The sequence below is a fragment of the Qipengyuania sp. genome, from assembly GCF_964227205.1.
Classification (GTDB): domain Bacteria; phylum Pseudomonadota; class Alphaproteobacteria; order Sphingomonadales; family Sphingomonadaceae; genus Qipengyuania.
On the sequence record NZ_CAXQVB010000003.1, the window covers coordinates 703,435 to 728,490 of the forward strand.

Below are 25,056 nucleotides of genomic sequence, written 5' to 3' on the forward strand. Positions count from 1 at the left end.
CATGTTTTCGGCTAGGGACCTCCCAGGAAATTCGACCATGAATGTGCAACAGACACCGATTCCGGCTGCCGAGATCGGCTCGCCTCGCGAGGCGGGCTCGGGCTGGCACGCCCAGCTTCCCGACGACAAGGCGATGCTGCGCGCCGCGCGCGACCTGACCAAGGACATCGCGGCCCATCGAGCGCGTATCTATTGGCCCGATATGATCGGTTCGGCGCTGGTAGGCTATGGCGCGCTGGCGGGCGCGATCCTCGTCGAAAGCCTTCCCGCAGCCCTGGCTCTGGCGGCTCTGGCGGTGCTCGCGCTATATCGCGCGCTACTGTTCATTCACGAGATATCGCATTTCCGCAACGGCGCGCTGCCCGGCTTCCGGACGGCATGGAACGTGCTGGTCGGCATCCCCATGTTGACCCCATCCTTCATGTACGAACAGGTGCACACGCTGCACCACAAGCGCACACAATACGGCACGATCGAGGATCCCGAATATCTTCCGCTGGCGCTGATGAAGCCGTGGAGCCTGCCCGCCTTCGTCCTGATCGCGCTGCTCGCACCCGCCGCGCTGTTGCTGCGTTTTGCCATCTTGGTACCGCTTGGGGCCGTCGTGCCGCCGATCCGCCAGCTGACCTGGCAACGGCTGAGCGCACTGGCGATCAATCCGGATTTCCGCCGCCGCCCTCCCGAAGGCGATTTGTCCAGACGCGTAGTGCTGCAGGAAACGGGAGGCATGCTGTGGAGCTGGGCACTCATCGGCAGCATCTTCGCCTTCGGTTGGAAGCCGCTGCTCGTCGCACTCGCCGTGGCGTCGGTGGTCGCACTGCTAAACCAGCTGCGTACACTGGTGGCACATCTGTGGGAGAACGAGGGCGAGGCGATGACCGTCACCGCCCAGTTCCTCGATAGTGTCAATGTGCCGCCGCCCGGCATGGTCGCGGAGCTGTGGGCGCCGGTGGGGCTGCGCTACCACGCGCTGCACCATCTGATGCCCTCGATGCCCTATCATTCTCTGCCCGAGGCGCACCGCCGCCTGGTGGCAGAGCTGGAGGCGGATTCGAGCTATCATGGCGCCAACCATGCCGGCATGGCCGTACTGGTCGCGCGGATCGCGCGGAATACGATGCGGTAGTTGTTCGCGTGCGGTGCGGCCCTAGGGTGGTGCCGCCGCAAGCTATCGACGCATATCTATAGCGCAGCCACCAGAAAAGGCCGCTCCCCTCGGTGGATGGGAGCGGCCTTTCGCATTCCACCCGGCAATGAGCCGGGCAAGCCGATCAATCTCAGTCGACGTTGACGTCGGCCTTGACGCCGTCTTCGCTGATCGTCGCGTCAACGTCCTTGCCGTCGATAGTCACGCTCGAGCCTTCAGCGGCGTCGGCCGGTTCGGCAACGACGGTTTCGGTCGCGGTCGGCGTGATCACAGTCGTGTCGGCGGTATCGGTCGCTGCGGTATCGGCGGTTTCGGCCGTATCGGCCTCACCGCAAGCAGCGAGTGCGAGAGCGGCGGCGAGCGCGGGAATGGCGAGCTTGGTCATGTCACGTCTCCTTTGTGGCAACATTGTGGCAAGAACAGCCCGCGGACGAGGAGGTTCCCCGAAAAGTGCTTCAGCCGAGAAAGCGGATCATGGCGCATCGTCGCTCGCGCGGAAGGCCGTGCGCGGCCTCTTGTTCGATGTCGGCCTTGAGCCGTGGATACGCCTCGAGATCGGCAATCCGCTCGAAGCCGTGCCGCGCGTAGAAGGGCGCATTCCAGGCCACATCGGTGAAAGTGGTCAGCGTGAGCGCGGCAAAGCCGCTATTGTGCGCATCGATAGCGAGCGCGCGCAGGAGAACCGATCCCACGCCTTGCCGTTGCACATCGGGATGGACCGAGAATTCGCGGATGTGAAGCTCGCGGCGGAAGGGTTCGGTCGAAATGAACCCCACCAGCCGGCCGTCCGCCTCCGCCACCAGCGAATGGCCCTTCCGAATGAGTGCCGCCTGCTTGTCTTCGGGGATCGCATGCGTTCCCGCAATGCCGGAAAGCCCTGCGACATCGCGAAACAGCCGGCCGGCTGCCAACTCGATGGCCGGCAAGTGACGCGCGTCCTCGACCCGTGCCAGGCGGATCGAGAAGTCGCTCATTCCTCGGTGCGGATAAGCACCGTCTCGCCGATCAGCAGGAACAGGAAGAATGGGGCCCATGCCGCGAGGAAGGGCGGATAGCCGCCGAAGCTCCCCATCGCGAGCGCAGCATTGTCGACCACGAAGTAAGCGAAGCCCAGCGCCATGCCGATGACCGCACGGACGAACAACTGGCCCGAACGCGCAAGGCCGAAGGCGGCCACCGCGCCCAATAGCGGCATCAGGAACGCGGACAGCGGTCCCGAGATCTTGTGCCACCATTTCGCCCGCAGCTCGGTCGTTCGGCGTCCGGCCCGCTCGAACTCGGCTATCGATCGCGTGAGTGTCCAGAAGGGCTCGGCATCGGGGTCGATCTTGGCGAGGTCGATCTGGTCGGGGGTCAGCGCTTCGCCGACTACCAGCGATTGCGGTCGGTCGGTCACCGCATTCTGCACGCTGAACCGGGTGATGCCGTCGAGCCGCCAGCCGGGATTGGCATAGCGCGCGCTGTCGGCGGCGATCTGCTCGACGATCATTCCTTCGGAATTGCGGCGATACCAGGTGACCTTGCGCATGGCGATGGCATCGCCGCGGCCTGCAAGATAGGCGGCGGTGAGGATGTTGTCCTCGTCGCTCAGATAGACGTTGGTGCGTACCCGGCTCTCGGTCGGGATCGGGCCGTATTCGACGGCTTCCCAGGCCTTGAGCGTCTCGGTAGCCCGCGTGACGACGCGTTCGTTGAAACCGAAGCTGGCGAGCGAAACCAGCCCCGCGGTCAACAACAGCGGGGCGAGCACCTGGTGCGCGGACAGCCCCGCCGCCTTCATCGCGATGACCTCGCTGTTCTGGTTCAGCGTGACCAGCGTGATCAGCGTCGCCAGCAGCACCGAATAGGGCAGGAAGCGCGCGATCAGCTGCGGTATCCGCAGCCCCGCATAGGTCAGCAACTCGCCCTGACCATTGCCCGGGACGGCAAGGATTTCTCCGCTGGTCGAGAGCAGGTCGAGCATCAGCAGCACGAGCACGAGCACGAACAGCATTGCCGCGATCCGCGCGACGAAGAGCTTGGCGAGGTAGACCGTCAGCGTGCGCGAGGGGAAGAAGTCGAGCTGCATGGATTTCCCGTTATTCGGCCGCCGCCAGGTCGATCGTCAGCCGGCGGCGCCGGAACAGCTTGCCGAGGCGCTTGGTCATCTTGCCGAACCAGATTTCGAGCGCGCCGATCGCTTGCCCGCCGGGGACGTAGGCGACGCGCCAGTACATCCACACGATTAGTGCGGCAAACAGCAGGAACGGCCCCCACAGGGCGAGGATCGGATCAACCCGGCCGAGTGCGGCGATGTCTTCGCCATATTGATTGACCTTGTGATAGGCGACCACCATCACGATCGACAGGAACACGCCCAGCGCGCTGGTCGAACGTTTCGGCGGAATCCCCAGCGCAACGGCCAGCAGCGGCATCAGCGCCATCATCACCACCTCGACCAGGCGGAAGTTGAAGCTCGCCTGGCTGGCGTCGCGTTTGGCATCGCTCTGGCCATCGCTCCAGCCGATGCGCAGCAGTTCGGGCAGGATGTATTCGCGCTCGGCATCGCCGCGGGCGCGGAACTGTTCGATCTTGGGCAGGTCGATCGGCAGGTCGTGGCGCGTGAAGGTGAGCACGCGCGGCGTCTGGCTGCCGGTATCCTGGACGATGGTCCCGTCGGTCAGCCGCAGGATGATCGTGTCGGGATCATCGGTGGTGGCAAGGAAGGCGCCTTCCTTGGCCGATATCGACAGCACCTGCCCCTTGTCGTTGGAGACGCGGGCGAAGATACCCTTGAGACGCCGCCCGTCGTCCTCGCTCTCTTCGATCCTCAACGCCATGCGATCGGCCAGCGTGGTGAACTCGCCGACCTTGATCGAGGCCCCGAGCGCGCCCGAGCGCAGTTCGTATTCCATTTGCTCGTAGTAATAGCGGCTGACCGGCTGGATGAAGAACACCAGCGCGATATTGATCACCATCAGCACGGCGGTGATCGCGAACGGGACGCGCAACAGCCGCCCGTAGCCGAGGCCTACCGCGCGGAACACGTCGAGCTCGCTGCTGGTGGCGAGCTTGCGGAATGCGAGCAGGATGCCGAGCAGCAGGCCGAGCGGGATCGCGAGGCTGGCGTATTCGGGCACCAGCGCCATCAGCATCTTGAATACGACGCCCACGGGGCCGCCTTCGACCGCGACGAAATCGAACAGCCGGAGCATCTTGTCGAGCACCAGCAGCGAGGCGGCGATCGCGAACACGGCCAGCATCGGCACGATCACGAGCCGGAAGATATACCGATCGATACTGGGCAGGAATTTGAGCAAGGGGCCGCCGGTCAATTGTCTCCGCCGGAGCCCCTAGCGCGCTTTTCGGCGCAGGTCATGCCCCTTGTCGCTCGGCTGGGGAGCGGCCGCTCAGGCCTTTTCCAGCGTGCATTGCAGCGGGTGCTGGTTCTGACGAGCGAAATCCATCACCTGGTGGACTTTGGTCTCGGCCACTTCATAGGGAAAGATGCCGCAGACGCCGACGCCCTTCTGGTGGACATGCAGCATGACCCGCGTCGCTTCCTCCATGTCCATGCGGAAGAAGCGCTTCAGGACGATGACCACGAATTCCATCGGGGTATAGTCGTCGTTGAGGAGCAGTACCTTGTACTGGCTGGGTTTCTTGGGCTTGGCGCGAGTCTTGGTGGCAATGCCGACCTGGCCTTCGCCATCGCGCGCATCGTCGTCGCCGTCTGTGGCGCGGATTTCGAGGGGAGTCGGAATCTGGGACATTTCAGGTGCCATTATCGTATCGCCCGGCCAAATCGCAAGGCGCCAGCGGCGCGGCCGCGGGTCGCGTGGTTGCAATGAGACGAAAAAAGGGCCGGATGGCACGAAACCATCCGGCCCACGGTGTCCAATTCGCCGGGCGAGGGAGAGAGGAGAGAGTGCCCGGCGGAATTGAAGCTGGATTTCGCCTTTAGGCGGCCTTGCGGACCTTTTCCGCGGCCAGGCTCATGCGGGTCGAAACCGGCGCGAAGGCTTCGTTCGCGAGCTTGAGCATGGCTTCGGCGTTCTTCGAAGTGGTCGCGACCAGCGTGTCGAAATTGCGACGGGCGATTTCGCCCTGCAGCTGGAACAGTTCGGTCGGCGACTTGATCGCGGTGAACTTCTTGACGTCTTCCTGGACGGTCTCGGCAGCCGACTTGGCTTCCTCGACATAGGTGCGGCCCATGTCCTGCATGCCGGCGGCGAGGATCTTGCCCGATTCGACGAAGGCTTCGATGTTGCCCTTCTGGAATTCGACGGCGTCCTTGGTCATTTCGGTGCCCTTGTCGTAGGCGGCCTTGGCACGGGTCTGCACGTCGGCAGCCAGTTCCTTCGCCTTGGCGGTGTAATCGGTGGTTGCGGTCTTCTTGGCAGTGGCCATGATGGTTTCCTTCAACTGGGAAATCGGAGAGGTCTTGGCGGCTTGCGCCTCGGGAGCGGCGGCCTTCTTGGGGGCCGTCTTGGTCTTTTTCGCTGCAGCCGGGCGGGCGGCCGATGCGGTTTTCTTGGCGAGGGCCTTCTTCGGCGCGGCTTTCTTGGCCAGAGCCTGCTTCTTCGGCGCAGCCTTCTCGGGCTTGGCCGCAACAGCCTTGGCAATGACCTCGGTCTTCACCGGAGCCGTAGTGTCCGCTTCGACGGCCTTTTCGACCTTCTTGGCGTTTACCGCATCTGCGGTTTTCTTCTCCGCTGCCTCGGCAAAGGCCTTCTCGGCGGCGGCATCGATCTTGCTCTGGTTGTCGGCCATCGGAAACCTCGCTTTGTTGCACTGCACAAAATAGGCATTGCATGTGCGAAGTCAAGCGATTTTTGTGCAGTGCACAATAATCGGGAAAGTGGTAGTTGCTCCGAGGCTTAGCGAGTGGCGACGTAGCGTCCCGGCGCGTCTTCGATCACCTTGTCGCCCTTGCCGCCAGGCTTGCGCTTGCCCGAGGCCGGAATGGTTGCGTCGGCTTGTGCGCGCAGCCATTCGATCCAGTCGGGCCACCAGCTGCCCGGATGTTCGACCGCGCCATCACGGAACTCGGCCAGCGTATGCGCCTCGCCTTCGTTGAGCCAGTACTGGTATTTGTTCGCGTCGGGCGGATTGACCACGCCCGCGATATGGCCCGAGCCCGCGAGGACGAATTTGATCGGGCCCTTGAAGTGGTCGCGTATCTTCCAAACGCTCTCGGCCGGCGCGATGTGGTCCTCCTTGCCCGCCTGGACGTAGCTCGGCGTCTCGACCAGGCGGAGATCGATCGGAGTGCCGTCGATGCTAAGCGCGTCGGGCTCGACCAGCCGGTTGTCGCGGTAGAGATCGCGCAGATATTGCGCGTGCCACTTTGCAGGCAGGTTGGTGACGTCGCCGTTCCAGTGGAGCAGGTCGAAGGCCGGGTAGTCCTCGCCCAGCAGGTAGTTGTTGACGACGTAATTCCAGATCAGGTCGGTTCCGCGCAGCAGGTTGAAGGTCGCCGCCATGTAGCGCCCGTCGAGATAGCCGTCGGCGCTCAGCGCCTTGACCATGCCGAGATGGCCGTCGTCGACGAAATTGAGCAGCTCGCCTGCCTTTTCGAAATCGACCTGCGCAGTGAAGAAGGTCGCGCTCTGCACCTTGTCCTGTTCGCCGCGGCGGTGGAGCAGCGCGAGCGTCGCGGCAAGCGTGGTCCCCGCGACGCAATAGCCGATCGCGTTCACCCGCGGCACGTCCAGCCGTTCGCGGATGTGGTCGATCGCGTCGATCTGGGCGCGGACGTAATCGTCCCACACCACATCCTTCATGCTGGCATCGGCCGATTTCCAGCTGACCATGAATACGGTCACGCCTTGGTCGACCGCCCATCTGACGAAGCTTTTCTTCGGGTTGAGGTCGAGGATGTAGAAGCGATTGATCCACGGCGGGAAGATCACCAGCGGCGTCTCCAGCACTTCTTCGGTCGAGGGCGAGTACTGGATCAGCTGGTAGAGCGGCGTTTCGTGGACCACCTTGCCCGGGGTCACCGCGATGTTCTCGCCCAGGGTGAAGGCGCTTGCATCGGTATGGCTCAACTGTCCGCGCCTGAGGTCGGCGAGCAGGTGCTCCATGCCCTTGACGAGATTCTCGCCTCTGGTCTCGAGCGTGCGCTCCATAACCACCGGATTGAGCAGCGGGAAATTCGCCGGGCTTGCCGCTTCGGTCACCGCGCGCGTGGTGAAGCGCAGCTGCTCGCGCTTGTCGTCCGAAAGGCCGTCGATTTGGTCGACCATTTCGGCGGCGCGTTCGGCGAGGAAGAGGTAGGTCTGGTGGATCAGCGCGTAGGCGGGATGCGCGCGCCAGCGCGGATCGGCGAAGCGGCGGTCGCGGCGCGGCAGGTCGGCCTCGCCTTTCTCTTCCGGCTGACCGTCGGGGCCGAGCGTGTAGTGGTCCATCACCTGCTGCCACAGCGCCATCCCATCCTGCACCAGCGCCTGCTGCCGAGCGGGATCGGCCAGCGGCATCTGGCGATACCAGTCCTGCGCCAGCTGCATCCAGCGGGTCGGGTCGAACCACGGCCCCATCGCCTGCGGATCGGCCATCTGTTCGGCCTGATATTCGAGCCACATCCCCTGCAGCTTCGCCCCGACCTCCGCCCAGTGGCGCATGTCCTCGGCCGACAGCGGCGTGCCCGCGGTGGCTTCGGCCATTGGCGCGAACAGCGCGCGCGCCAGCTTGGCCGGGGCTTCGAACATGTTGGTGAAGGGATCGGGGCCGTCGTCGGTCATCATCGCTCCTGCCTGGTGCCAAGCACCTGTTGGGGGGACAATAGGATATTGCGCGTCCCGATGCATCCGTCCCGTTGGCACCTGCCCGGTGAATAGGTAATCAGTGTGACTCAACCAACGCGCCACGGAGCCCGAATGTCCGACGAATTCTACCGCATCAAGCGCTTGCCGCCCTATGTCATCGCCGAAGTCAACGCGATGCGGCACGCGGCGCGGCGCGCGGGGCGCGACATCATCGATCTCGGCATGGGCAATCCCGACCATCCCCCGCCGCAGCATGTGATCGACAAATTGTGCGAGGTGGCGGGCAAGCCCAGCGCGCATGGCTATTCGCAGTCGAAGGGGATCCCCGGGCTGCGCAAGGCGCAGGCCAATTACTACGGCCGTCGGTTCAACGTCGACCTCGATCCCGAACGCGAAGTGGTGGTGACGATGGGCTCGAAGGAAGGTCTATCCTCGATGGCCACCGCCATCACCGCGCCGGGCGACGTCGTGCTCGCGCCGAGCCCATCCTATCCGATCCATACCTTCGGCTTCATCATCGCCGGGGCCACCATCCGCAGCGTGCCCACCACGCCCGACGAGCAGTACTGGAAGGCGCTCGACAATGCGATGGCCTATACCGTGCCGAGGCCGACGGTGCTGGTGGTCAACTATCCCAGCAATCCGACCGCCGAGACCGTCGATCTCGAATTCTACGAGCGACTGGTCGCCTGGGCGAAGGAGAACCAGGTCTGGGTGCTCTCCGACCTCGCCTATTCCGAACTCTATTACGACGGCAAGCCGACCCGCTCGATCCTCGAGGTTCCGGGCGCGAAGGACGTCGCGGTCGAATTCACCTCGATGTCGAAGACCTATTCGATGGCCGGCTGGCGGATGGGCTTCGCGGTCGGCAATCCGACGCTGATATCGGCGCTGACGCGGGTGAAGTCCTATCTCGACTATGGCGCCTTCACGCCGATCCAGGCGGCGGCCTGCGCCGCGCTCAACGGGCCGCAGGACATCGTCGAGGAGAATCGCCAGCGCTACCAGCGCCGACGCGACGTGATGGTCGAAAGCTTCGCCCGCGCGGGCTGGGATATTCCCTCGCCGCCCGCCAGCATGTTCGCCTGGGCCCCGCTGCCCAAGGCGTTCCACAATATGGGCAGTCTCGAATTCTCCAAGCAGCTGCTCGAACATGCCGGCGTCGCGGTTGCGGCGGGGGTCGGCTATGGCGAGGAGGGCGAGGGCTTCGTGCGGATCGCCATGGTCGAGAACGAGCAGCGCATCCGCCAGGCGGCGCGCAACGTCAAGCGTTTCCTCGCCGAACACGCGGGCGGCTAGCGGCGAATTGCCTCCGGTTCGGAGGCAACTCCCCTCACAGCTGTTTGCAAACGAATCCATTTACTTAGTCTCGGTCCCGCTTCGCAGAACGAGGGGGTCGATTCATGGGGGGAACGGCGTTCGTCTGGCTTTCGAACAGCCCGGATGTGCCGCGCCGATGGGACCTGCGGCAGGCCGATTGGTCGATGCGCCATGCTCCCTGTGCCGAAAAAGCGGCTGACGGCCTGCCGGGGGTGCTCGACTGGCGCTCGGCGAGCCGGCCTGCCGATTGGTGCGCGCTGCCCCGGCGCGGGCGGATCGCGGCGATCGGGGTCGACGATGCGCACGAGCGGGCCCGGCTGCTCGACCAGGGTTTGGGCGATGCGCTTGGCAGCCGTGTCGGCTTCGTCGAACTCGTCGCGCGGATTTCCCGTCTCTCGGGTCGGGCCCGGTCGCTGCCGCGGCTTCTCCAGGCAGGGCCGGTGGCGCTCGACCTGTTCCATCGCGACGGACGTGTGGCGGGGCGCTGGCTCGGCCTCCATCCGCGCGAATTCGCGCTTCTCTGGCGGCTCGCCGAAACTCCCGGCATTCGGGTGCCGCGCAAGCAGTTGCTGCGCGAAGTCTGGCGGCTCGACCATGTCCCCGAAACCAACTCGCTCGACGTCCATGTCTCGCGCCTGCGTGCGAAGCTGCATGTCGCGCGTTGCGCCTGGCTGGTCGAGACCGACCCGCTCGGCGGCTACCGCCTCGCCACTCTGCGCTTCCAGCTTGAGCCGGGTGGCGGAGCAACTGGACTTGTCGCATCCGTGAGCTACGAAGGGGACGAGGCATCCCGTGGGCGAGAGGCAGTTTCATGAATTTCAACGACCGTGTTTCCATCGATCTGGGCGACAACGGCGTCGCGCAGGTGCGCTTTACCCGCGGCGACAAGATGAATGCGCTCGATCCGGCGCAGTTCGAGGCGATCCTTGAGGCAGGGGAGGCGCTGCGCGCAATGCCGAGTCTGCGCGCGGTAGTGCTGTCGGGCGAGGGCCGTGCCTTTTGCGCGGGGCTCGACACCTCCAGCTTCGGTGGCGATCCGGCGGGCTCGGGCAAGCTCGCGACCCGCACACACGGCAATGCCAATCGCGCGCAGGAAGCCGCCATGACCTGGCGCAAGTGCCCGGTTCCCGTGATTGCCGCCGTCCATGGCGTGTGCTTCGGCGGCGGGCTGCAGATCGCCAGCGGCGCCGACATCAGGGTGGTCCATCCGGCCACGCGGATGGCGGTGATGGAAATGAAATGGGGCCTAGTGCCCGACATGGGCGGCTATGCGCTGTGGCGCGGGCTGGTGCGCGACGATACGCTGCGCGAGCTGACCTATACCAATCGCGAGTTCTCCGGCGAGGAAGCGCTTGGACTGGGCTTTGCCACCATGGTCGAGGACGATCCGCATTCGCGCGCCACCACGCTGGCCGAGGCGATCGCCAACAAGAACCCGCAGGCGATCCGCGGCGCCAAGCGCCTGTTCCGCGTGATGCATGAGGAAGGCGAGGACGCGATCCTGCTCGCCGAGAGCGAGGAGCAGGACGGCATCATCCGCCAGCCGAACCAGATCGAGGCGGTGATGGCCGAAATGCAGAAGCGCGCGCCGGTGTTCAAGGACGAGTGACGGCGGATCGACAGGCGGCAAGGCGTTCGAGCCCGCGCCGTCCAGACACCTGATGCGGGCGATAAGGAATTTCCCTGCGGAACCTCATATCGGCTTGCGGCGGTGCTGCCGATCGATCGAGATTTTAGCGGGGACCTCGCCGACTACTGCCGCTGAGTAGGGGCGTATGAGCCCCGCAGGCCTGTTCACGGCTGCGGTAACAGACGATGCGCTGTAATTGCGGCCTCCCGGCGCACCTGGGATAGACACAAATAAACCTCTGATTCCGACCCGAAGCTCGAACCAGGGGTCGATCAGACATTAAGGAATTCATTAAATATGATGTGCCCCAAAAAGCGGAAATTTGGAAGGAGAATGGCCGATGAATTCCAATGGATATTTACAATGATAGCAGTTTAGATGAAAAAAGGTGGCGAACGGATACTTGTTTTGACTCTGTCTCGTTGATAGAATTCCCCTTACTAGGAAAGGGCCTAGTGTAAGGGAGGTTTTGCATGAAAAAGATCCTCATCGGTTTCGCGGCTGCCATGCTTGCGGCTGCACCTGCGGCGGCATTCCCGAATTATGACTTCCATATCCAGTATACGTATCTGGATGCTAATGGTGCTGTTATTGGAAGTTTCACGGTATATTGTGATGGCAGGGAAGTATCGGAAGGGGTGACCTGGTCTCCCTACTATACTGTAATCTACGGCAGCTGTGATGCGCTTTGAGAGTTCGGGGCAGGCATTGCCTGCCCCGCATTCGTCCTGAGCGAGGCTTCTTCGCTCTCGTCTAGGTGGGCGTGGCAATCGGCAAATGCCTTCCGCAGACTGCGATTTGCTCCCATGGTTGAATGCCATGGTCGAAAATGAGTGAAGGCGTCACTTTGCGGGGCCTCCCTGCATTCGACGCACGCCCCAATCCATGTATCGTGACCGCACTCAGGCCGCGATCGTCAGGCGGTTCCGGCCCCTATTCTTGGATTGATAGAGCGCGGTATCGGCGGCCTGGAGGAGGAAGATTTCGTCGGCGCCCCTGTGGTGCTCGGCAACGCCGAGGCTGATCGATACGCTTTGGGGTCCTTCGAGGCTTTCCCAGTCCAGCTTGTGGCAGGCGACACGCAGCCTTTCGCCGATCATGGCTGCGCCCTCTGCCGAAGTATCGGGCAGGATGGCGAGGAATTCTTCGCCGCCTAGCCGACCGAACAGGTCGCCCTTGCGCAGGGAGCGCTCGCCCAGCGCCGCGATTTCGCACAGTACCTGGTCGCCCACCGCGTGGCCATGGATGTCGTTGACCGATTTGAAATGGTCGACATCGATCATCATCACCGACAAGTCGCGCCCGGCACGGTCGGCGCGGGCGATTTCCTCGGCCAGCCGCGCGAGCAGCTTGCGCCGGTTGGCGACATGCGTCAGCTGGTCCGTCTCGGCCAGCAGCACCGCGTCGCGCGCCAGCTTTTCGGCTCGTCCCTTCTGGCGTTCCAATTCCTTTGCGGCCCGGACATGTTCGGTAACGTCCTTGAGTACGCCGAAGATAGCGACGGGCCGCCCGTCCTCCAATTCGATGTCACCCAGCGATTCAACATGGCGAATGGAACCGTCCGAGCGCTTGATGCGCGCCTTCAGGATGAAGGATTTCTGCTCGACGACCGCTTTCGCCAGTACCGCGCGGACCTTCTCATTGTCCTCGGGAATGATCGATCCGTGCTCCAGGTTCATCGCCTGGTCCCTGTCCGGATCGAGCCCGTAGATGTGGAACATGCCGTCCGACCATTCGCTCGTTCTGGTCGTGAGGCAGTATCGCCAATGGCCGACGTGGGCGAAGGACTGCGCCGCCTCGTGCTGCGCCTTGCGAAACGCGATCTCCTTCATCTGCGCGCGCGATTTCGCGAGCAGCGTGGCCAGCGGCAGTGCCGAAGCGAACATCGTCAGCAGATAGAATTGGAAGAAGTAGATTTCTGCAACCGGATCGCCGACGAATGCGATGGGGCTGGTTCCGACAGAAACGGCGAAACTGCCAGCGGCGGCGATCGCGAAGACCATCGCCAATGCGCCCGTCACGCCCAGCACGTAGGTGGCGAGCACCGTTGCCGCCAGCGGCAGGAACAGCAGCGGGTAATCGCTCTGGAAAAAGGTCAGGCCGATTGTCGCAGCGCAAAATGCCAGAACCGCAAGGGCCTGCCGCCTGCCTTCCGCGATCGGTTCCTCACCGGCGACGATGCGCGTGGCGGTCACGATTGCCGGTGCCACGATCAGGATGCCCAGCAGGACCGTGGCGAACCAGGACAGCGCGAAGGCCCGATCCGCCGCGTGACCGGTGGTGACGGTTGCGATTGTCGCGCTCACCACGGCCGCGGCGAGCGCTCCGACGGAAAACCGTAGCACCCATTGCGGCTGGTCGAAGCGGCCGCAACCGCGCCGGCCGTCGCCGGCGATCCGGCTGGCGATCAGTCCTTCGAGGAGATTGGCGATGGTAAAGGCGAGCGCGACCCCGAGGCTTGCGCCGAATGCCAGATTGATGCCGATGCTTGCCGGCGCGACGAGTGCGATCAGCAGCGCTCGTGCCCTGGACCGCAGCAGCAGCAGGCCGGCGACGAATACCCCGCTCGAGGGCCAGATGATCGCGATTCCGTCGTTTGTTTGCGTATATGTCAGCGAGACCGCGGCCAGAACGGCATAGGCAAATGCGAACAGCAAGGCCGCGGGCCATCCGATCGCCAACCTGTTCTCGATCATCAGCTTCATGCGCTGGTCGGGTAGCGCATCATGATTAAGATTTCCTGTTCGGGGCGTCCGCCAACCGGCGCCGGGAACGTCGAATCCGCGACCTTCCCTTCAGCCGAACACCGCAACGCATTGCATGCCGTCGAGCACCTGCCGGCCCTCGGAATTCCACAGCCGCAGCCGCTCCGAGGAATAGCCATGCGCGGCATGCTGGCTGGCGTTTTCGGACAGCCACCAGCCGTCGCGTGTCTGCGGCGCCGGCTCGAGCAGGTTGAAGCTCCAGTTGATCGAACTGATCGGGCCCTGCCGCTGCATCGCGCGCATCGCACCCGGCGGCAGCACGTCGCCAAGCAGGACCAGCTCGCTCACGGGGTCGAGTCCCTCGCGCTCGGTCAGCCGCGCCCAGCGGCGCACCACCGGTTCGCCGGGACCCTGCAATTCCTGTGCCCGGCGGAGTTCGAAATTGTTCTGGATGAAGGCCGGCCCCTTGCCGTGCATCGCGGGTTCGGCCTCTTCCGGACCGCCGGGCCAGTCTGCAACCGGCGCGGCATCGTGTTCGGCATTGGCCTCGCGCTCGGTCCCGAACAGCCAGAAGGCGGTGAGCGTACATGCGCCCTCGCACCAGATCTCGCTGCGCACCTGCGCGACATTGCGCCCCTGCCGCACGATCTCGCGCCGCAATTCCACCTCGGGCCCGGTCGGGGCGACGAAGGCGACCTGCGCGGCGCGCAGGGGCGGCAGGTCGGGGAAGGCGCGGACGGCGGCGGTATAGGCGATCAGCGCCGAGGCGCCGCCGTAGAGCGTCCGTCCCTGCATCCAGGCATCGAGGCCCGAAAAACGCGTCTGGCCGCCACCTGCGGTAATCGGATCGAGGAGATTTGCTATGCTCATGTAGCGGGTCATTGCCGCTCCGTGGGCACGCGTCCAGACTGACGTAACGGAAGGCGCCACGAGGCGATTGCCTTTGTCCCGGAGAATCGCTAGTGCGCCGCTTCCCGGGTCGAGAGGCCGGGCGAGGCCCGATGGCGGAGTGGTTACGCAGAGGACTGCAAATCCTTGCACGCCGGTTCGATTCCGGCTCGGGCCTCCACTTCTCGCTTGTCAGCGACGAGTGCCGCTTTAGCTCAGTTGGTAGAGCACATCATTCGTAATGATGGGGTCACAGGTTCGAGTCCTGTAAGCGGCACCACTCCTATACCCTTTCTCCAGCACTCTCTGTCCGCGCGCACGGCGGCCGTGTGGCGCAATTGCGGCGATCCGCTTCCGAATCCTGTTGCGGCTCTGTCGCTCCGCTGGGCTTCTGGCTGCAGAAGAATGAAGGGCGCCGGGTGGGGCGGGGATTGATCAAGCGGGCGGAACACTCTGATGGGTGGTCGGAAATTTCCGCATGACTTTTCCATTCGGGTGGTGTTAAGACACTGCCATCAACCAAGAAGAGGCCCGGTTTCACGGGCTCGTCGGATCGCTGAACTAGTCGGCAAACGCGCAAGGGCGCGTTGTTGAGGGGGCGATCCGAATGGGCTTGGGCCAGCGAATCAACATGCATTTCATCTGCGGCAGTGGCGCCGCACCGCGTACCGCAAAGGCGGCATTGCTCGCGGGGGCCATGGCGCTCGCTCTGCCTGCTGCGGCACAAGCACAGACGGTGCCGAGCCGCGGCGAACTGGCACCGCCGCAAGCGCGCGAGCCGGTGCGTCCGGCCACCACGCTGACCATCGACGGGGGAATGGAGCGCGCGCCCTGTGCGCTCGATGCACCCGACCTCGCCGATATCGCAGTGACCTTGCGCTCGGTGCGCTTCGTCGGGGCGGAGAAGGCACCCGACGTGGCGCTGGCGGGCGCCTATCAGGATTATCTCGGCCGCGAATTGCCGATCGCGGTCCTGTGCGACATCCGCGCGGCCGCCAACCAGCGGCTGCAGCAGGCGGGCTATCTCGCGACGGTCGAGATCCCGGCGCAGCGGCTGTCGAACGGCGATGCCGAGATGCGGATCGTCTTCGGGCGGGTCACCGCGCTGCGGGTACGCGGCGATGCCGGTCCTTCCGAACAGCTGGTTGCAGGCTATCTCGAGCCGCTCACGCAAGATGCGGTCTTCAACACCCGCCGTGCCGAGCGCTACCTGTTGCTGGCCGACGATCTCCCGGGGGTCGACGTACGCCTCTCGCTGCGTCCCGCGGCGGACGGCGCGCCGGGCGATCTGGTCGGCGACATCGCGGTCGTCCGGCGGCGCGGTGCGCTCGACTCCAACGTCCAGAACCTCGGTTCGAAATCGCTCGGTCGGTTCGGTGGGCTGCTGCGCGGCGAGGTCTACGACCTGACGGGGCTCGGCGACCGGACCAGCCTCGCGCTGTTTTCGACCGCCGATTTCGACGAGCAACAGACCGTCCAGATCGGCCACGACTTCGCGCTGGGAAGCGAAGGGCTGAGAATGTTCGGCCAGTTCACCTACAGCTGGACCGATCCCGATCTGGGCCTGCCCGGGCTCGACGTGCAATCCGAGACGCTTTTTGCCACGGCGGGGCTGGCCTATCCGATCCAGCGCAGCCGGAGCGCGACCCATATCCTGAGCGGCGGGCTCGATTTCGTCGATCAGGACCTGACAGTCAACGACCTGCGGCTGACGCGCGACCGGGTCAGGACCGTGTTCCTGCGGCTTGAATCGAACTATGCCGATCCAGCGAGCATTGCGGGGACGGATGGCTACAGCGGCTTCGCGCCCAAGCTCGCCGCGCGCAGCGCGATCGAGCTGAGGCAGGGGCTCGACGTCTTCGATGCCAGTCCCGATTGCCGCGCCGATCCGCTCGCCTGCATCGCCGCCGGAACTGCGCCGAACCGGATCGAGGCCGATCCCACCCCGATGCTGCTACGGCTCGAGGGGCAGGCCGATTACCGCCCGATCCCCGACCTGCGCTTCTCGCTCGGCATGAGTGCCCAGTTCACGCGGGATCCGTTGCCTGCCTTCGAGGAGTTCGCCGCGGGCAACTATTCGATCGGCCGCGGTTACGATCCGGGCAGCATCCTCGGCGACAGCGGCTACGCGCTGTCGTTCGAGGTCGGTTACGGATCGACCGCGCCCACGGGCCCCAAGCAAATGGCCTGGGAAGGGTATCTCTTCTCCGACATGGCCTGGACCTGGAACGAGGATCCGAGCCGTTCGCCGCTCAATCCCGACCGCCTGTGGTCGGCCGGTGCCGGCCTGCGTTTCGCCTATGGCAGTGCGCTGCAAGCCGACGTGGCGGTCGCCGTCCCGCTCGAGAAGCCCGATTTCGCGGCCGATCGCGGCGATGTCCGGCTGCTTTTCTCGCTCACCACCCGCCTGCTTCCCTGGAGGTACTGACATGGTCCGTTCACACACTCGCCGTTCGACCCTGATGCTCGGCGGGGCGGGGCTCGCCATGGCAGCCGCGCTCGCGCTGCCGGAACCTGCCGCAGCGGATGCCTTCAACGGCACTCCCAGCTTCGTGCGCGGCACGGGCACTGTCGATCGCTCGGTTACCAATGTCGATACGATCACGATTACCTCTGCCACCGCAGTGCTCGACTGGACGATCTTCGAGGACAATTTCGGCAATGCGCTGACCTTCCTGCCCAATGGAAGCACTGCCTATTTCCAGGACGGTCCGGGGCAGGGCGGCTTTGCCGTGCTCAACCGGATCCTGCCCTCGACCAATGGCAATGTGGTGGTGTTCCAGGGCTCGGTCATATCGCGCCTGCAGGATGCGAGCGGAGCCTTTTCCAATGGCGGGATGGTCGCCTTCTATTCGCCCACCGGCATCCTGGTCGGCAGCAATGCCGTGTTCGATGTCGGCCAGCTCCTGCTGACCACGCTCGACCCGGATCTCAACAGCTTCGACAGCTACGCGGCTGGCGGGACTCTGCAACTGACCGGCGCATCGGGGGCCACCGCGGGTGTATCGATCGATGCCGGGGCTCAAATCACGGCGACCGGTGAGAGCAGCTATTTCGCCGTTGCCGCGCCGCAGATCGCCATGCGCGGCAATGCCTACATCAATGGCTCGACAGCCTATGTCGCGGGCGAGCAAGTCAATCTGACCTACAACAATGGACTGTTCGACATCCAGATACCGGTCGGGACGAGCGTGGCCAATCCGATCGACCACAGCGGCACGACGGGCGGGCCGTCGAGCACGGGCTCGGGCGACAACCACCTGATCTATGCGGTCGCCAGGGCGACGACCGATCCGATCACCATGCTCCTGCGCGGCAATCTCGGCTTCGACACAGCGGCCACGGCGGGCATCGACAATGGCGATATCATCCTGTCGGCCGGTTACGATGTCTTCGGCCGCTCGGTCTCGACCGGCGCGGTGAACGAAAACGCGCTCGAGGAATCGATTTCGGTGCTGGGTTCCGCGACCTTTTCGTCGAGCGTTTTTGCCGGCGCAACCGGTTCTTTCGGGGTCAGTTCGAATGCCGGCGCGATTTCCTTCGCCGACGGGCTGATCGCGCGTGGCGCGCGATCGATTTCGCTCGTCGCCGAAAACGGCAACGACGTGACTATCACCGGCGATGTCGAACTCGGTTCCCAGGGTACGATCCTCGGCACGGGCGATGTCGTAGGGGGCACCATAGATCTGCTCGCACGCGGCGGTGCCGCGCTTGCCGTTACCGGCGGTCTCTTCGCCGATGCGACGCCGACCCAGAACAATGGCGATACGACCGGGGGCACCGTCAAACTCGAAGCCAATGGCGGAACGCTCACCATCGACGGAGACGTCTGGTTGCGCGCCGAGGGCAACGACCATTTTACCAGCGGAACGCTCGGCAACAGCTTTGGCGGGACCACCAGCGTGCTGGCGTCCAACGCTGGCTCGATCAGTCTGGGCGGCACCCTGCGAATGGATACACTCGCATTCGGCAACGGGCTGCGGGGGCGCACGGGCACCGGCGGAACCAGCGAAATCGTTGCGCAAAGCGGCGGCCGGGTGGATGTCGCCGGCACCGCCACGCTGCGCGCCTCGGGCTATGGCGGCGATGCCGACGGTTCGCTCGGCGTTTTCAACGGCGGGCTGGGAATGGGCGGCACGGCGCAAATCCTGGCGACCGGAGGCACGATCAGCTTCGGTAGTGCGGTCCAGCTTTCCGCCGAGGGCTTCGGCGGCGAGGGCGCCGCGGCTTTCGGGCTTGGCAGCGGCGGCGATCTCGGGGGCGCCGGATCGGGCGGTCTCGCGAATATCCAGTCGACGGACGGCAGCATAACGATAGCCGGCCTGACGGACCTGCTGGTCCGTGGCTTGGGCGGGCAAGGTGCATCGGGCGGCAACGGTACCGGCGGGATCGCGCAAGTGTTTGCGCGGGGAACCGGGACCATCGACCTCGCCAGCGTATCGGCTAGTGCCCATGGGCTGGCCGGCGACGGCCTCGGCGCGAACGGGCGCGGCGGCGATGGCCTGGGCGGGCGATCGATCATATTGACGCAGGATACGGGCGACATTTCCCTGACCGGCGATGCCAATCTGCAGGCCAACAGCTTCGGGGGCGATGGCCATACCGGGGGCGATGCCATCGGCGGCAATGCCGGGGTCTATGCAATTTTCGGCAGTATCGCCATCGATGGCGATGCCTATCTTTCCACCCAGGCATTCGGCGGTGATGCGACGGTCGGTTTCGGCGGCAACGGCGGCAATGCCACCGGCGGGACCTCTTTTATCCAGGCCGACGGGTCGCAGGCGCTCGCCGCCAGCGTCACGATCGGCGGCAATGCCTCCGCCTACGCCAGCGGATATGGCGGCGATGGCGGCGCCGGCGATGGCGTTTCGATTGCCGCGGGCGACGGCGGCGATGGAACCGGCGGGACCTACCAGGGCACGCCGGGAACGGGTGGGGTCTTTGCCATTGCCGGGCGGGACAATGGAACGCTCAGCATAACCGGATCGACCGTTCTCGTTTCCGCCGGATATGGCGGCATCGGCGGGGTCGGTGGAACCGGCCAGGCCGGTGGGCGTGGCGGCGATGGCACGGGTGGTACGACGCAGGCGGGCACGTTCAGCGGCCGTGGCGATGGGTCGCTCGGCAACGGCCTGGCGACATTCACCTCGCTCAACCTCGCCGCCAGTGGCTTTGGTGGCCAGGGCGGCTCGGGCGGGAGCGGTTTCGGGGCAGGCGGTGATGGAACGGGCGGCCTCGCGGGGGTCTTCGCTTCGCAGTCACGCGTGGATGCGGCTGCAATCTCCACGATTGCGAACGGTACGGGCGGTTTCGGCTCGACCGGTGGTATCGGCAAGGGTGGGGAGGCCGGAATCGGTGTGTTCGCCGGTACCCTCAACGCCACCAGCCTCTATGGCAGCACCACGGGAACGGGCGGTGACGCGACGACTGGCGATGGGGGCATAGGCCTCGGTGGCGAGGTCTCGATCGATCTCGACTCGATGCTGACTGTTACGGGCGCCATCGATTATTACGCAGGCGGCTACGGCGGCGCCTCTGCCAATGGCAATGGTGGAACCGGGCAAGGCGGGATTGCGCGGATATCGACGACGGGCAGTAGCAGCCTTTCGGTTGGCAGCACGCTTGGCCTCGACGCTTCGGCAATGGGCGGGGCGGGTGTGATCGGTGGCAATGCCGCCGGCGGGACCGCCAGCTTGATGGTCGGCTCGACCGGCCAGGTCACCGTCGGCGGCGGCGGATTGTTGAGGGTCGATGCGACGGGCGGCACCGGAACCGATGCCGACGGCGATGCGCAGGGTGGGGGAATCGATATCACCGTGTCCGGCGCGACCTTCAGTGCGCCGGCGTTGTCGCTCTATGCCACGGCCTTCTCGGGTACCGGGATGGCGCAGGGAGGCGCCCTCTTATTCCGTACCTCCGCAGCGGGCAGCAGTTCGATCGGGTTGCTCGACCTCGACGCGTCGGCGACCACCGGCGGGACCGCACAAGCTTCCGGGGGATCGGTTTCATTGGCCGTTGATTCGCTCGCGTCGCTTTTGATCGGCGACGCCATAATCGATGTCGATGGCGATGATTTCGGCGGGCTGATCGATCTCGATGCCTCGGGCGGTACCATGGAGATCGACGCGCTTGCGGTGCACGCCTTCGGCACCCGGGGCGGGGCCGATGCCATGATCCGTACCGACGCCGGATCGATCATGATCAACGGTTCGGCCAGTTTCGATGTCTCGGGCAACCTGACCTTCGCCAGCGCCAACGGTGGCATCTTCGGAGGGCCGACGGTCAACGCACCCACCGCGCAGATCTTCGTCTCTTCGCAAGGCACGGTGCGCTTCGAGGGCGACAATGACGATCATATCGGCTTCGGCGGGCGGGAGGTCTTCATTCGTTCGCGCAATCTCGATATTCTCTCGGGCGCGCGCATCGGGGCACAGTTCCTCGGCCTCGGTGTGATCGGCAATGCGGGCACGACCATTCTCGGCGGCAACTCAGAAGGGCAGGGCTATACGCTGACCCAGGCAGAGCTCGAACGGATCGACGTCGGCGAAGCCTATTTCTCATCCTCCTTCGACGGGCTGGCCTCGGACGACATCCTCATTCGCGACATGACTATCGCCGGATCGCTCGATAACGACGGCGTATCCAGTGTCTTCATCGAGGCAGGGGGCGTGGTCCGGGTCGAAGGCGTGCTGGCCTATCTCGATGCCGCGGCGAGCGATGCTCTGGGCATTCGAGCACAGCGGCTGGAGATCGTCACGCCGGGCGGGATCGGCATGGTCGATCCGCAGGGCAATCCGACCGGCATGTTCTTCTTCCAGGGGCGCGATTTGTGGATGGCCGATGCGTCGACCATCGCCCGCCTGCGCGATGACCCGGCTTTCGACGGGCGTAACGAGCTGCTGTCTACCGTGGCTGCTGGCAGCGCCGATCCGCTCGGCTATCTGCGGGCGGGAGATATCTTCCTCACCCTCGGCGACAGTCTGCTGGTGCGCAACACCGGCACGGCCGACACTCCGGCCGGAATCACCGTTACCGGCGGGCTGACAATCGGCGGGGGCTATCACGACGAAAGCACGCAAAGCCCATCGGACGCTCCGCTCGATGTCGTTGCCTACGGACGCAAGCTGAACGGGGACGGCAGCTTCGTCACCGGCGAGGCCTTCTTCAAGCTGATCGAGTTCAACACCGAAGACCAGGGCGACAATTTCGTCACTACCTATGTCGAGGGTTCGCAGTTCAACAATTGCGACATCAACAGCGGCGCGTGTGCGGGGAACGAGCCGCCCGACGAGCGCGAGGAAGTGCTCGATGAAGTCGAGGAGCAAGCGCCAGCCGCCGCGGTGACGACCACCGAACCCGTCGCTGCCGCTCCCGTCGAACAGAGCGAATCGGACAGCAATGTCGAATTCGGGGCGGACTTCCCCGCCTTGCTCAGCGCGACGCTGGTCTCGCAGGATGATGCGATCGACGACCCGGTGACCAGCGGCGGGGACATCGCGCTCTATGGTTCGGGCGAGGAAGATCCCGGCGAGGACGAAGAAGGGGAAGACCAGTGATGCGCAGCAAGGTTCTGGCCGCGATTGCAGCGGCAACCCTCGCGTTGCCGGCCCCGACCGTGTCGGCGCAGGGCAGGGATCGACCGGTCAGTTACAGCGACACCTTTGCGATCGGGGCCAACGGGCTGTGCGAGGCACAGATCCTGCCGCCGCAGCCCGGGGCGGGGCTGTTCGACCGCGGATACACGATAGTCTGCCGCGACGCAGCGGCGCCGGTCGGGACGCTGTGGGTCTTGCGCAATGCCGAGCCAAGCGAGGCCGCCGCGCGCTTCCTTCCCACGGCCGCCTGTGCCCAGGGCGGCGGTGCCGCGGTACCCGACGCCCTTGCGGGGAGTGCGAACTTTTCCTGCACCGACGAGGATGTCGGAACGCGCCGCGTGCTGGTCGCGGGCGAGCTCGGCGGCAAGCTCTATGCCGGCGAGGCGATTGCCGCTTATGCCGATGCCGTGCGGCTGGGGCTTGCCACGCTGGTGGCCGACCACCCGGTCCAGGGCGATGTCGCGATACCGCTTACCGAGACCGGCGATGCCGCCGCCTTCGCCCGGGCGCAGGCGCGGGCGCTCGCCACAGATGCGGTCATCGCCGAGGCCTATCGGCGCAGCAACAGCGGCGATTTCGCCGAGGCGGCCGAATTCTTCGCCGAGACGGCCGCGTCCGGGGAGGGCGCCAATGCGATCGAGGCGCGCCTCAATGCCGCGTTGCTCCAGTCCAACCTGGGCAATTACGCCGAGGCCGCGCGGGGCTTTTCGAGCGTGCGCGGGCAGGTCGCCGGAGATCCGGTGCTGGCGCGCATGTTGCGCAATTACGAAGCGATAGACGCGCTCAATGCGGGCGCCCCGCAGACGACGCTCGACATTCTCGAGCGGCCGCTGCCCGCGGGCGCGGGTTCGCGCGATGCGCTGGCCGGGCTCGAAATCACCGATGCACTGGCGGCGCGGCTCTCGGCCGAGCAAGCGAGCGCGCTCGACAGCATCGGCGGGCTGACCCCGCTCGAGCGGGCCGACCTGCTCGACGGCCAGACCGAATATCTGAAGGCGACGGCTTTGCGGCTGCTCGGGCGCAGAACCGAGGCGGAGAGCCATCTCGCCGCGGCCGACAGCACGCTCGCGGGAGTCCGCAACGGGACTGTCCGGTCGATCCTGTGGCTGCGCGCGCAGGTACTCGGCGAACTCGCCGACCTTGCCGAGCGCAAGCGCGATGTGGCGACCGCCGAAGCCTATCACGCGCAGGCGATCGGCCTGCTCGCGGCAAACTACCCGGATTCGCCCGCGCTGCTCAGCAGCAAGGCGCAACTGGCCGGTTTCCTCGCACGCAACGGTCGCAAGGGCGAGGCGCTTGCGACCTATCGCGACCTGGTCGAGAAGGCGGAGGGCAAGCCCGCCCCCGCCTTGCGCCGCCTGCTCGTGCCCTATTTCGACCTTCTCGGCGAAGCCGGACTGGCCGAGGACGAGGCTGCCGGCGACATGTTCCTCGCCAGCCAGCTGCTCCAGCGCCCGGGGCTCGCGCAGACTCAGGCAGTGCTCGCCCGCGAGCTGTCGGGCGGCAGCGACGAGGCCTCGCAGCTGTTCCGCAAGGCAGTCAACATTGGTCGTTCGGTAGAGCAGGTCCGCAATCGCATCGCCCTGCTCGAGGGCCAGTCCGCGGGTGATTCGCTGGCGGCCGAACGCCTCGCCGCGCAACGGGCGACGCTCGAAAAGCTCGAAGCGGAGCAATTGTCGATCCAGAACAGGCTCGGCGAGTATCCCCGCTTCCGCGCCGTGTCCGACGGACGAGTGACGCTCGGCGAGCTGCAGGAAATCCTCAAGCCGGGCGAAGGCTATCTCAAGCTGGCGACGCTCGACGGGGCCACCTTTGCCATCTTCGCTACGCCCGACATGGCGCGCGCCTATCGTGTGGGGATCGATCCGAACGCGCTCGAGGCCGAGGTCGATGCGCTGCGGGCGACGATCGCCTATGTCGAGAATGGCGAGACGCTGACCTTCCCCTTCGACATCGAGAAATCGCGCGCGCTCTACAAGGCGCTGCTCGACCCGGTGGATGCCGAGGTGAAGGCGCTGCGGCACCTGGTGTTCGAACCCGACGGCGCCATGCTGCGCCTGCCGGCGAACCTGCTCGTGACCGACGACGACAGCGTCGAGCGCTATGTCGAGCGCATCGCGCGCAATGGCGACGAGTACGACTTCACCGGAACCAGCTGGCTCGGTCGGACGGTCAACGTCACCACCACCGTCTCGCCTTCGGCGTTCCGCGACGTACGGCGCGCGCCTGGTTCCGAAGCCGCGCGTGAATATATCGGTTTCGGCGAGAACACGCCGCTGCGAGCGGACCGGGGGACGCTCGGCACGCGCTCGGCGCTTGCCGGGGGCGAGGACTGCCTCTGGGCTCCGGCAGTGTGGGACTATCCGATCAAGGCCGACGAGCTCTATACAGCCGCGCGCAGCCTCGGGGCGACGGCCACGGACGAGCGGATCGTCACCGGCGATACCTTCACCGACACGGCGGTGCTGGGGATGAAGGACCTAGATCAGTACCGCATCCTCCATTTCGCGACCCACGGCCTGGTCACCGCGCCACAACCCGAATGCCCGCCGCGCCCGGCGCTGCTGACCTCCTTCGGGGGCGACCAGTCCGACGGACTGCTGTCCTTCGCCGAAATCTTCGACCTCAAGATCGATGCCGACCTGGTTATCCTGTCGGCCTGCGATACCGCCGGCGCGGCCACGCTCGGCGCCACGCGCGAGGCGGGCGTCACGGGCGGCGGCTTCGCGCTCGACGGGTTGGTCCGCGCCTTCGTCGGGGCGGGCGGAAGGACCGTGGTGGCGAGCCACTGGCCGGTGCCCGACGATTACGACGCCACCAACCGGCTGATCGACGGCTTCTTCGCTGCGGGCGAGGGCGTAGAACTGGCCGAGGCGATGCGGCTGTCGCAGGCGCGGCTGATGGACAGCAAGGAAACCTCGCATCCGTTCTACTGGTCGGCCTTCGCCATCGTCGGCGATGGCGGCGCGCCGCTGCGCAAGTGATCCTGGACGCCGGGGGCGGAATGGCAGGGGCGCGCACG

General features: G+C 65.4%; 17 protein-coding genes and 2 tRNA genes. 10 read left to right on the plus strand and 9 right to left on the minus strand.

Features of this window, described 5'->3' with window-relative positions:
* Positions 1 to 37: 37 nt before the first annotated feature.
* The gene (locus ACEQZ0_RS11030; RefSeq protein ID WP_370190828.1) at positions 38 to 1,126 is read left to right on the plus strand and encodes a fatty acid desaturase; all 1,089 of its coding nucleotides are present in this window, start codon (positions 38 to 40) and stop codon (positions 1,124 to 1,126) included.
* Between the two features lie 151 nt (positions 1,127 to 1,277).
* Here the strand turns inward: ACEQZ0_RS11030 and ACEQZ0_RS11035 are convergent, their stop codons facing one another.
* The 7 genes from ACEQZ0_RS11035 to ACEQZ0_RS11065 form a co-directional block, all read right to left on the minus strand.
* A complete protein-coding gene (locus ACEQZ0_RS11035; RefSeq protein WP_370190829.1) occupies positions 1,278 to 1,532 on the minus strand; it encodes a hypothetical protein in 255 nt (84 codons plus the stop codon).
* Positions 1,533 to 1,602: 70 nt separating this feature from the next.
* Positions 1,603 to 2,121, minus strand: coding sequence for a GNAT family N-acetyltransferase (locus ACEQZ0_RS11040; protein ID WP_370190830.1), 519 nt, complete (start codon positions 2,119 to 2,121; stop codon positions 1,603 to 1,605).
* Positions 2,118 to 3,215 (minus strand): LPS export ABC transporter permease LptG, encoded by a 1,098-nt coding sequence (gene lptG / locus ACEQZ0_RS11045; RefSeq protein WP_370190831.1) that lies wholly within the window; start codon positions 3,213 to 3,215, stop codon positions 2,118 to 2,120. The genes ACEQZ0_RS11040 and lptG overlap by 4 nt, the downstream gene beginning before the upstream one ends.
* Before the next feature lie 10 nt (positions 3,216 to 3,225).
* Positions 3,226 to 4,446, minus strand: a complete 1,221-nt coding sequence (gene lptF, locus ACEQZ0_RS11050) for an LPS export ABC transporter permease LptF (RefSeq protein ID WP_370190902.1) — start codon at positions 4,444 to 4,446, stop codon at positions 3,226 to 3,228.
* A 90-nt stretch (positions 4,447 to 4,536) separates the two neighbouring features.
* A complete protein-coding gene (gene clpS, locus ACEQZ0_RS11055) occupies positions 4,537 to 4,899 on the minus strand; it encodes an ATP-dependent Clp protease adapter ClpS (RefSeq protein WP_370190832.1) in 363 nt (120 codons plus the stop codon).
* Between the two features lie 187 nt (positions 4,900 to 5,086).
* Positions 5,087 to 5,899 carry a phasin family protein gene (locus tag ACEQZ0_RS11060; protein WP_370190833.1) on the minus strand — a complete coding sequence of 271 codons (813 nt, stop codon included), beginning with the start codon at positions 5,897 to 5,899 and terminating at the stop codon, positions 5,087 to 5,089.
* A 107-nt stretch (positions 5,900 to 6,006) separates the two neighbouring features.
* The gene (locus ACEQZ0_RS11065) at positions 6,007 to 7,872 is read right to left on the minus strand and encodes a PHA/PHB synthase family protein (RefSeq protein ID WP_370190903.1); all 1,866 of its coding nucleotides are present in this window, start codon (positions 7,870 to 7,872) and stop codon (positions 6,007 to 6,009) included.
* Positions 7,873 to 8,007: 135 nt separating this feature from the next.
* Here ACEQZ0_RS11065 and ACEQZ0_RS11070 point away from each other — a divergent pair, with 135 nt between their 5' ends.
* From ACEQZ0_RS11070 to ACEQZ0_RS11085, 4 genes are all read left to right on the plus strand, one after another.
* On the plus strand, positions 8,008 to 9,195 hold the full coding sequence (locus ACEQZ0_RS11070) for an LL-diaminopimelate aminotransferase (protein ID WP_370190834.1): 1,188 nt from the start codon (positions 8,008 to 8,010) through the stop codon (positions 9,193 to 9,195).
* A 104-nt stretch (positions 9,196 to 9,299) separates the two neighbouring features.
* Complete coding sequence (locus ACEQZ0_RS11075) at positions 9,300 to 10,031, plus strand: response regulator transcription factor (protein ID WP_370190835.1); 732 nt, start codon at positions 9,300 to 9,302, stop codon at positions 10,029 to 10,031.
* Positions 10,028 to 10,825, plus strand: coding sequence for a crotonase/enoyl-CoA hydratase family protein (locus ACEQZ0_RS11080; RefSeq protein WP_370190836.1), 798 nt, complete (start codon positions 10,028 to 10,030; stop codon positions 10,823 to 10,825). The genes ACEQZ0_RS11075 and ACEQZ0_RS11080 overlap by 4 nt, the downstream gene beginning before the upstream one ends.
* A 494-nt stretch (positions 10,826 to 11,319) precedes the next feature.
* Complete coding sequence (locus tag ACEQZ0_RS11085; protein WP_370190837.1) at positions 11,320 to 11,538, plus strand: hypothetical protein; 219 nt, start codon at positions 11,320 to 11,322, stop codon at positions 11,536 to 11,538.
* Between the two features lie 210 nt (positions 11,539 to 11,748).
* Here ACEQZ0_RS11085 and ACEQZ0_RS11090 read toward each other — a convergent pair whose 3' ends face one another.
* Entirely contained in the window at positions 11,749 to 13,551 is a 1,803-nt protein-coding gene (locus tag ACEQZ0_RS11090; protein WP_370190838.1) for a diguanylate cyclase, read from the minus strand.
* 90 nt (positions 13,552 to 13,641) lie between these two features.
* A complete protein-coding gene (locus ACEQZ0_RS11095; protein WP_370190839.1) occupies positions 13,642 to 14,433 on the minus strand; it encodes an acyl-CoA thioesterase in 792 nt (263 codons plus the stop codon).
* A 113-nt stretch (positions 14,434 to 14,546) separates the two neighbouring features.
* Here ACEQZ0_RS11095 and ACEQZ0_RS11100 point away from each other — a divergent pair.
* The 5 genes from ACEQZ0_RS11100 to ACEQZ0_RS11120 all read left to right on the plus strand — a co-directional run bounded on the left by ACEQZ0_RS11100 (position 14,547) and on the right by ACEQZ0_RS11120 (position 25,018).
* Positions 14,547 to 14,620 (plus strand) — tRNA-Cys (locus ACEQZ0_RS11100).
* A gap of 23 nt (positions 14,621 to 14,643) precedes the next feature.
* A tRNA-Thr gene (locus ACEQZ0_RS11105) sits at positions 14,644 to 14,719 on the plus strand.
* Between the two features lie 327 nt (positions 14,720 to 15,046).
* Complete coding sequence (locus ACEQZ0_RS11110; protein ID WP_370190840.1) at positions 15,047 to 16,867, plus strand: ShlB/FhaC/HecB family hemolysin secretion/activation protein; 1,821 nt, start codon at positions 15,047 to 15,049, stop codon at positions 16,865 to 16,867.
* 1 nt (position 16,868) lies between these two features.
* Positions 16,869 to 21,995, plus strand: coding sequence for a beta strand repeat-containing protein (locus tag ACEQZ0_RS11115; RefSeq protein WP_370190841.1), 5,127 nt, complete (start codon positions 16,869 to 16,871; stop codon positions 21,993 to 21,995).
* Complete coding sequence (locus tag ACEQZ0_RS11120; protein ID WP_370190842.1) at positions 21,995 to 25,018, plus strand: CHAT domain-containing protein; 3,024 nt, start codon at positions 21,995 to 21,997, stop codon at positions 25,016 to 25,018. Before ACEQZ0_RS11115 ends, ACEQZ0_RS11120 begins: the two co-directional genes overlap by 1 nt.
* Positions 25,019 to 25,056 lie beyond the last annotated feature (38 nt).

Bases quoted from the DNA above. Each gene is read 5' to 3' on its own strand.
- ACEQZ0_RS11030 (WP_370190828.1), top strand. From the start codon at position 38: ATGAATGTGCAACAGACACCGATTCCGGCTGCCGAGATCGGCTCGCCT.
- ACEQZ0_RS11035 (WP_370190829.1), bottom strand. From the start codon at position 1,532: ATGACCAAGCTCGCCATTCCCGCGCTCGCCGCCGCTCTCGCACTCGCT.
- ACEQZ0_RS11040 (WP_370190830.1), bottom strand. From the start codon at position 2,121: ATGAGCGACTTCTCGATCCGCCTGGCACGGGTCGAGGACGCGCGTCAC.
- lptG (WP_370190831.1), bottom strand. From the start codon at position 3,215: ATGCAGCTCGACTTCTTCCCCTCGCGCACGCTGACGGTCTACCTCGCC.
- clpS (WP_370190832.1), bottom strand. From the start codon at position 4,899: ATGTCCCAGATTCCGACTCCCCTCGAAATCCGCGCCACAGACGGCGAC.
- ACEQZ0_RS11060 (WP_370190833.1), bottom strand. From the start codon at position 5,899: ATGGCCGACAACCAGAGCAAGATCGATGCCGCCGCCGAGAAGGCCTTT.
- ACEQZ0_RS11065 (WP_370190903.1), bottom strand. From the start codon at position 7,872: ATGACCGACGACGGCCCCGATCCCTTCACCAACATGTTCGAAGCCCCG.
- ACEQZ0_RS11070 (WP_370190834.1), top strand. From the start codon at position 8,008: ATGTCCGACGAATTCTACCGCATCAAGCGCTTGCCGCCCTATGTCATC.
- ACEQZ0_RS11075 (WP_370190835.1), top strand. From the start codon at position 9,300: ATGGGGGGAACGGCGTTCGTCTGGCTTTCGAACAGCCCGGATGTGCCG.
- ACEQZ0_RS11080 (WP_370190836.1), top strand. From the start codon at position 10,028: ATGAATTTCAACGACCGTGTTTCCATCGATCTGGGCGACAACGGCGTC.
- ACEQZ0_RS11085 (WP_370190837.1), top strand. From the start codon at position 11,320: ATGAAAAAGATCCTCATCGGTTTCGCGGCTGCCATGCTTGCGGCTGCA.
- ACEQZ0_RS11090 (WP_370190838.1), bottom strand. From the start codon at position 13,551: ATGAAGCTGATGATCGAGAACAGGTTGGCGATCGGATGGCCCGCGGCC.
- ACEQZ0_RS11095 (WP_370190839.1), bottom strand. From the start codon at position 14,433: ATGACCCGCTACATGAGCATAGCAAATCTCCTCGATCCGATTACCGCA.
- ACEQZ0_RS11110 (WP_370190840.1), top strand. From the start codon at position 15,047: ATGGGCTTGGGCCAGCGAATCAACATGCATTTCATCTGCGGCAGTGGC.
- ACEQZ0_RS11115 (WP_370190841.1), top strand. From the start codon at position 16,869: ATGGTCCGTTCACACACTCGCCGTTCGACCCTGATGCTCGGCGGGGCG.
- ACEQZ0_RS11120 (WP_370190842.1), top strand. From the start codon at position 21,995: ATGCGCAGCAAGGTTCTGGCCGCGATTGCAGCGGCAACCCTCGCGTTG.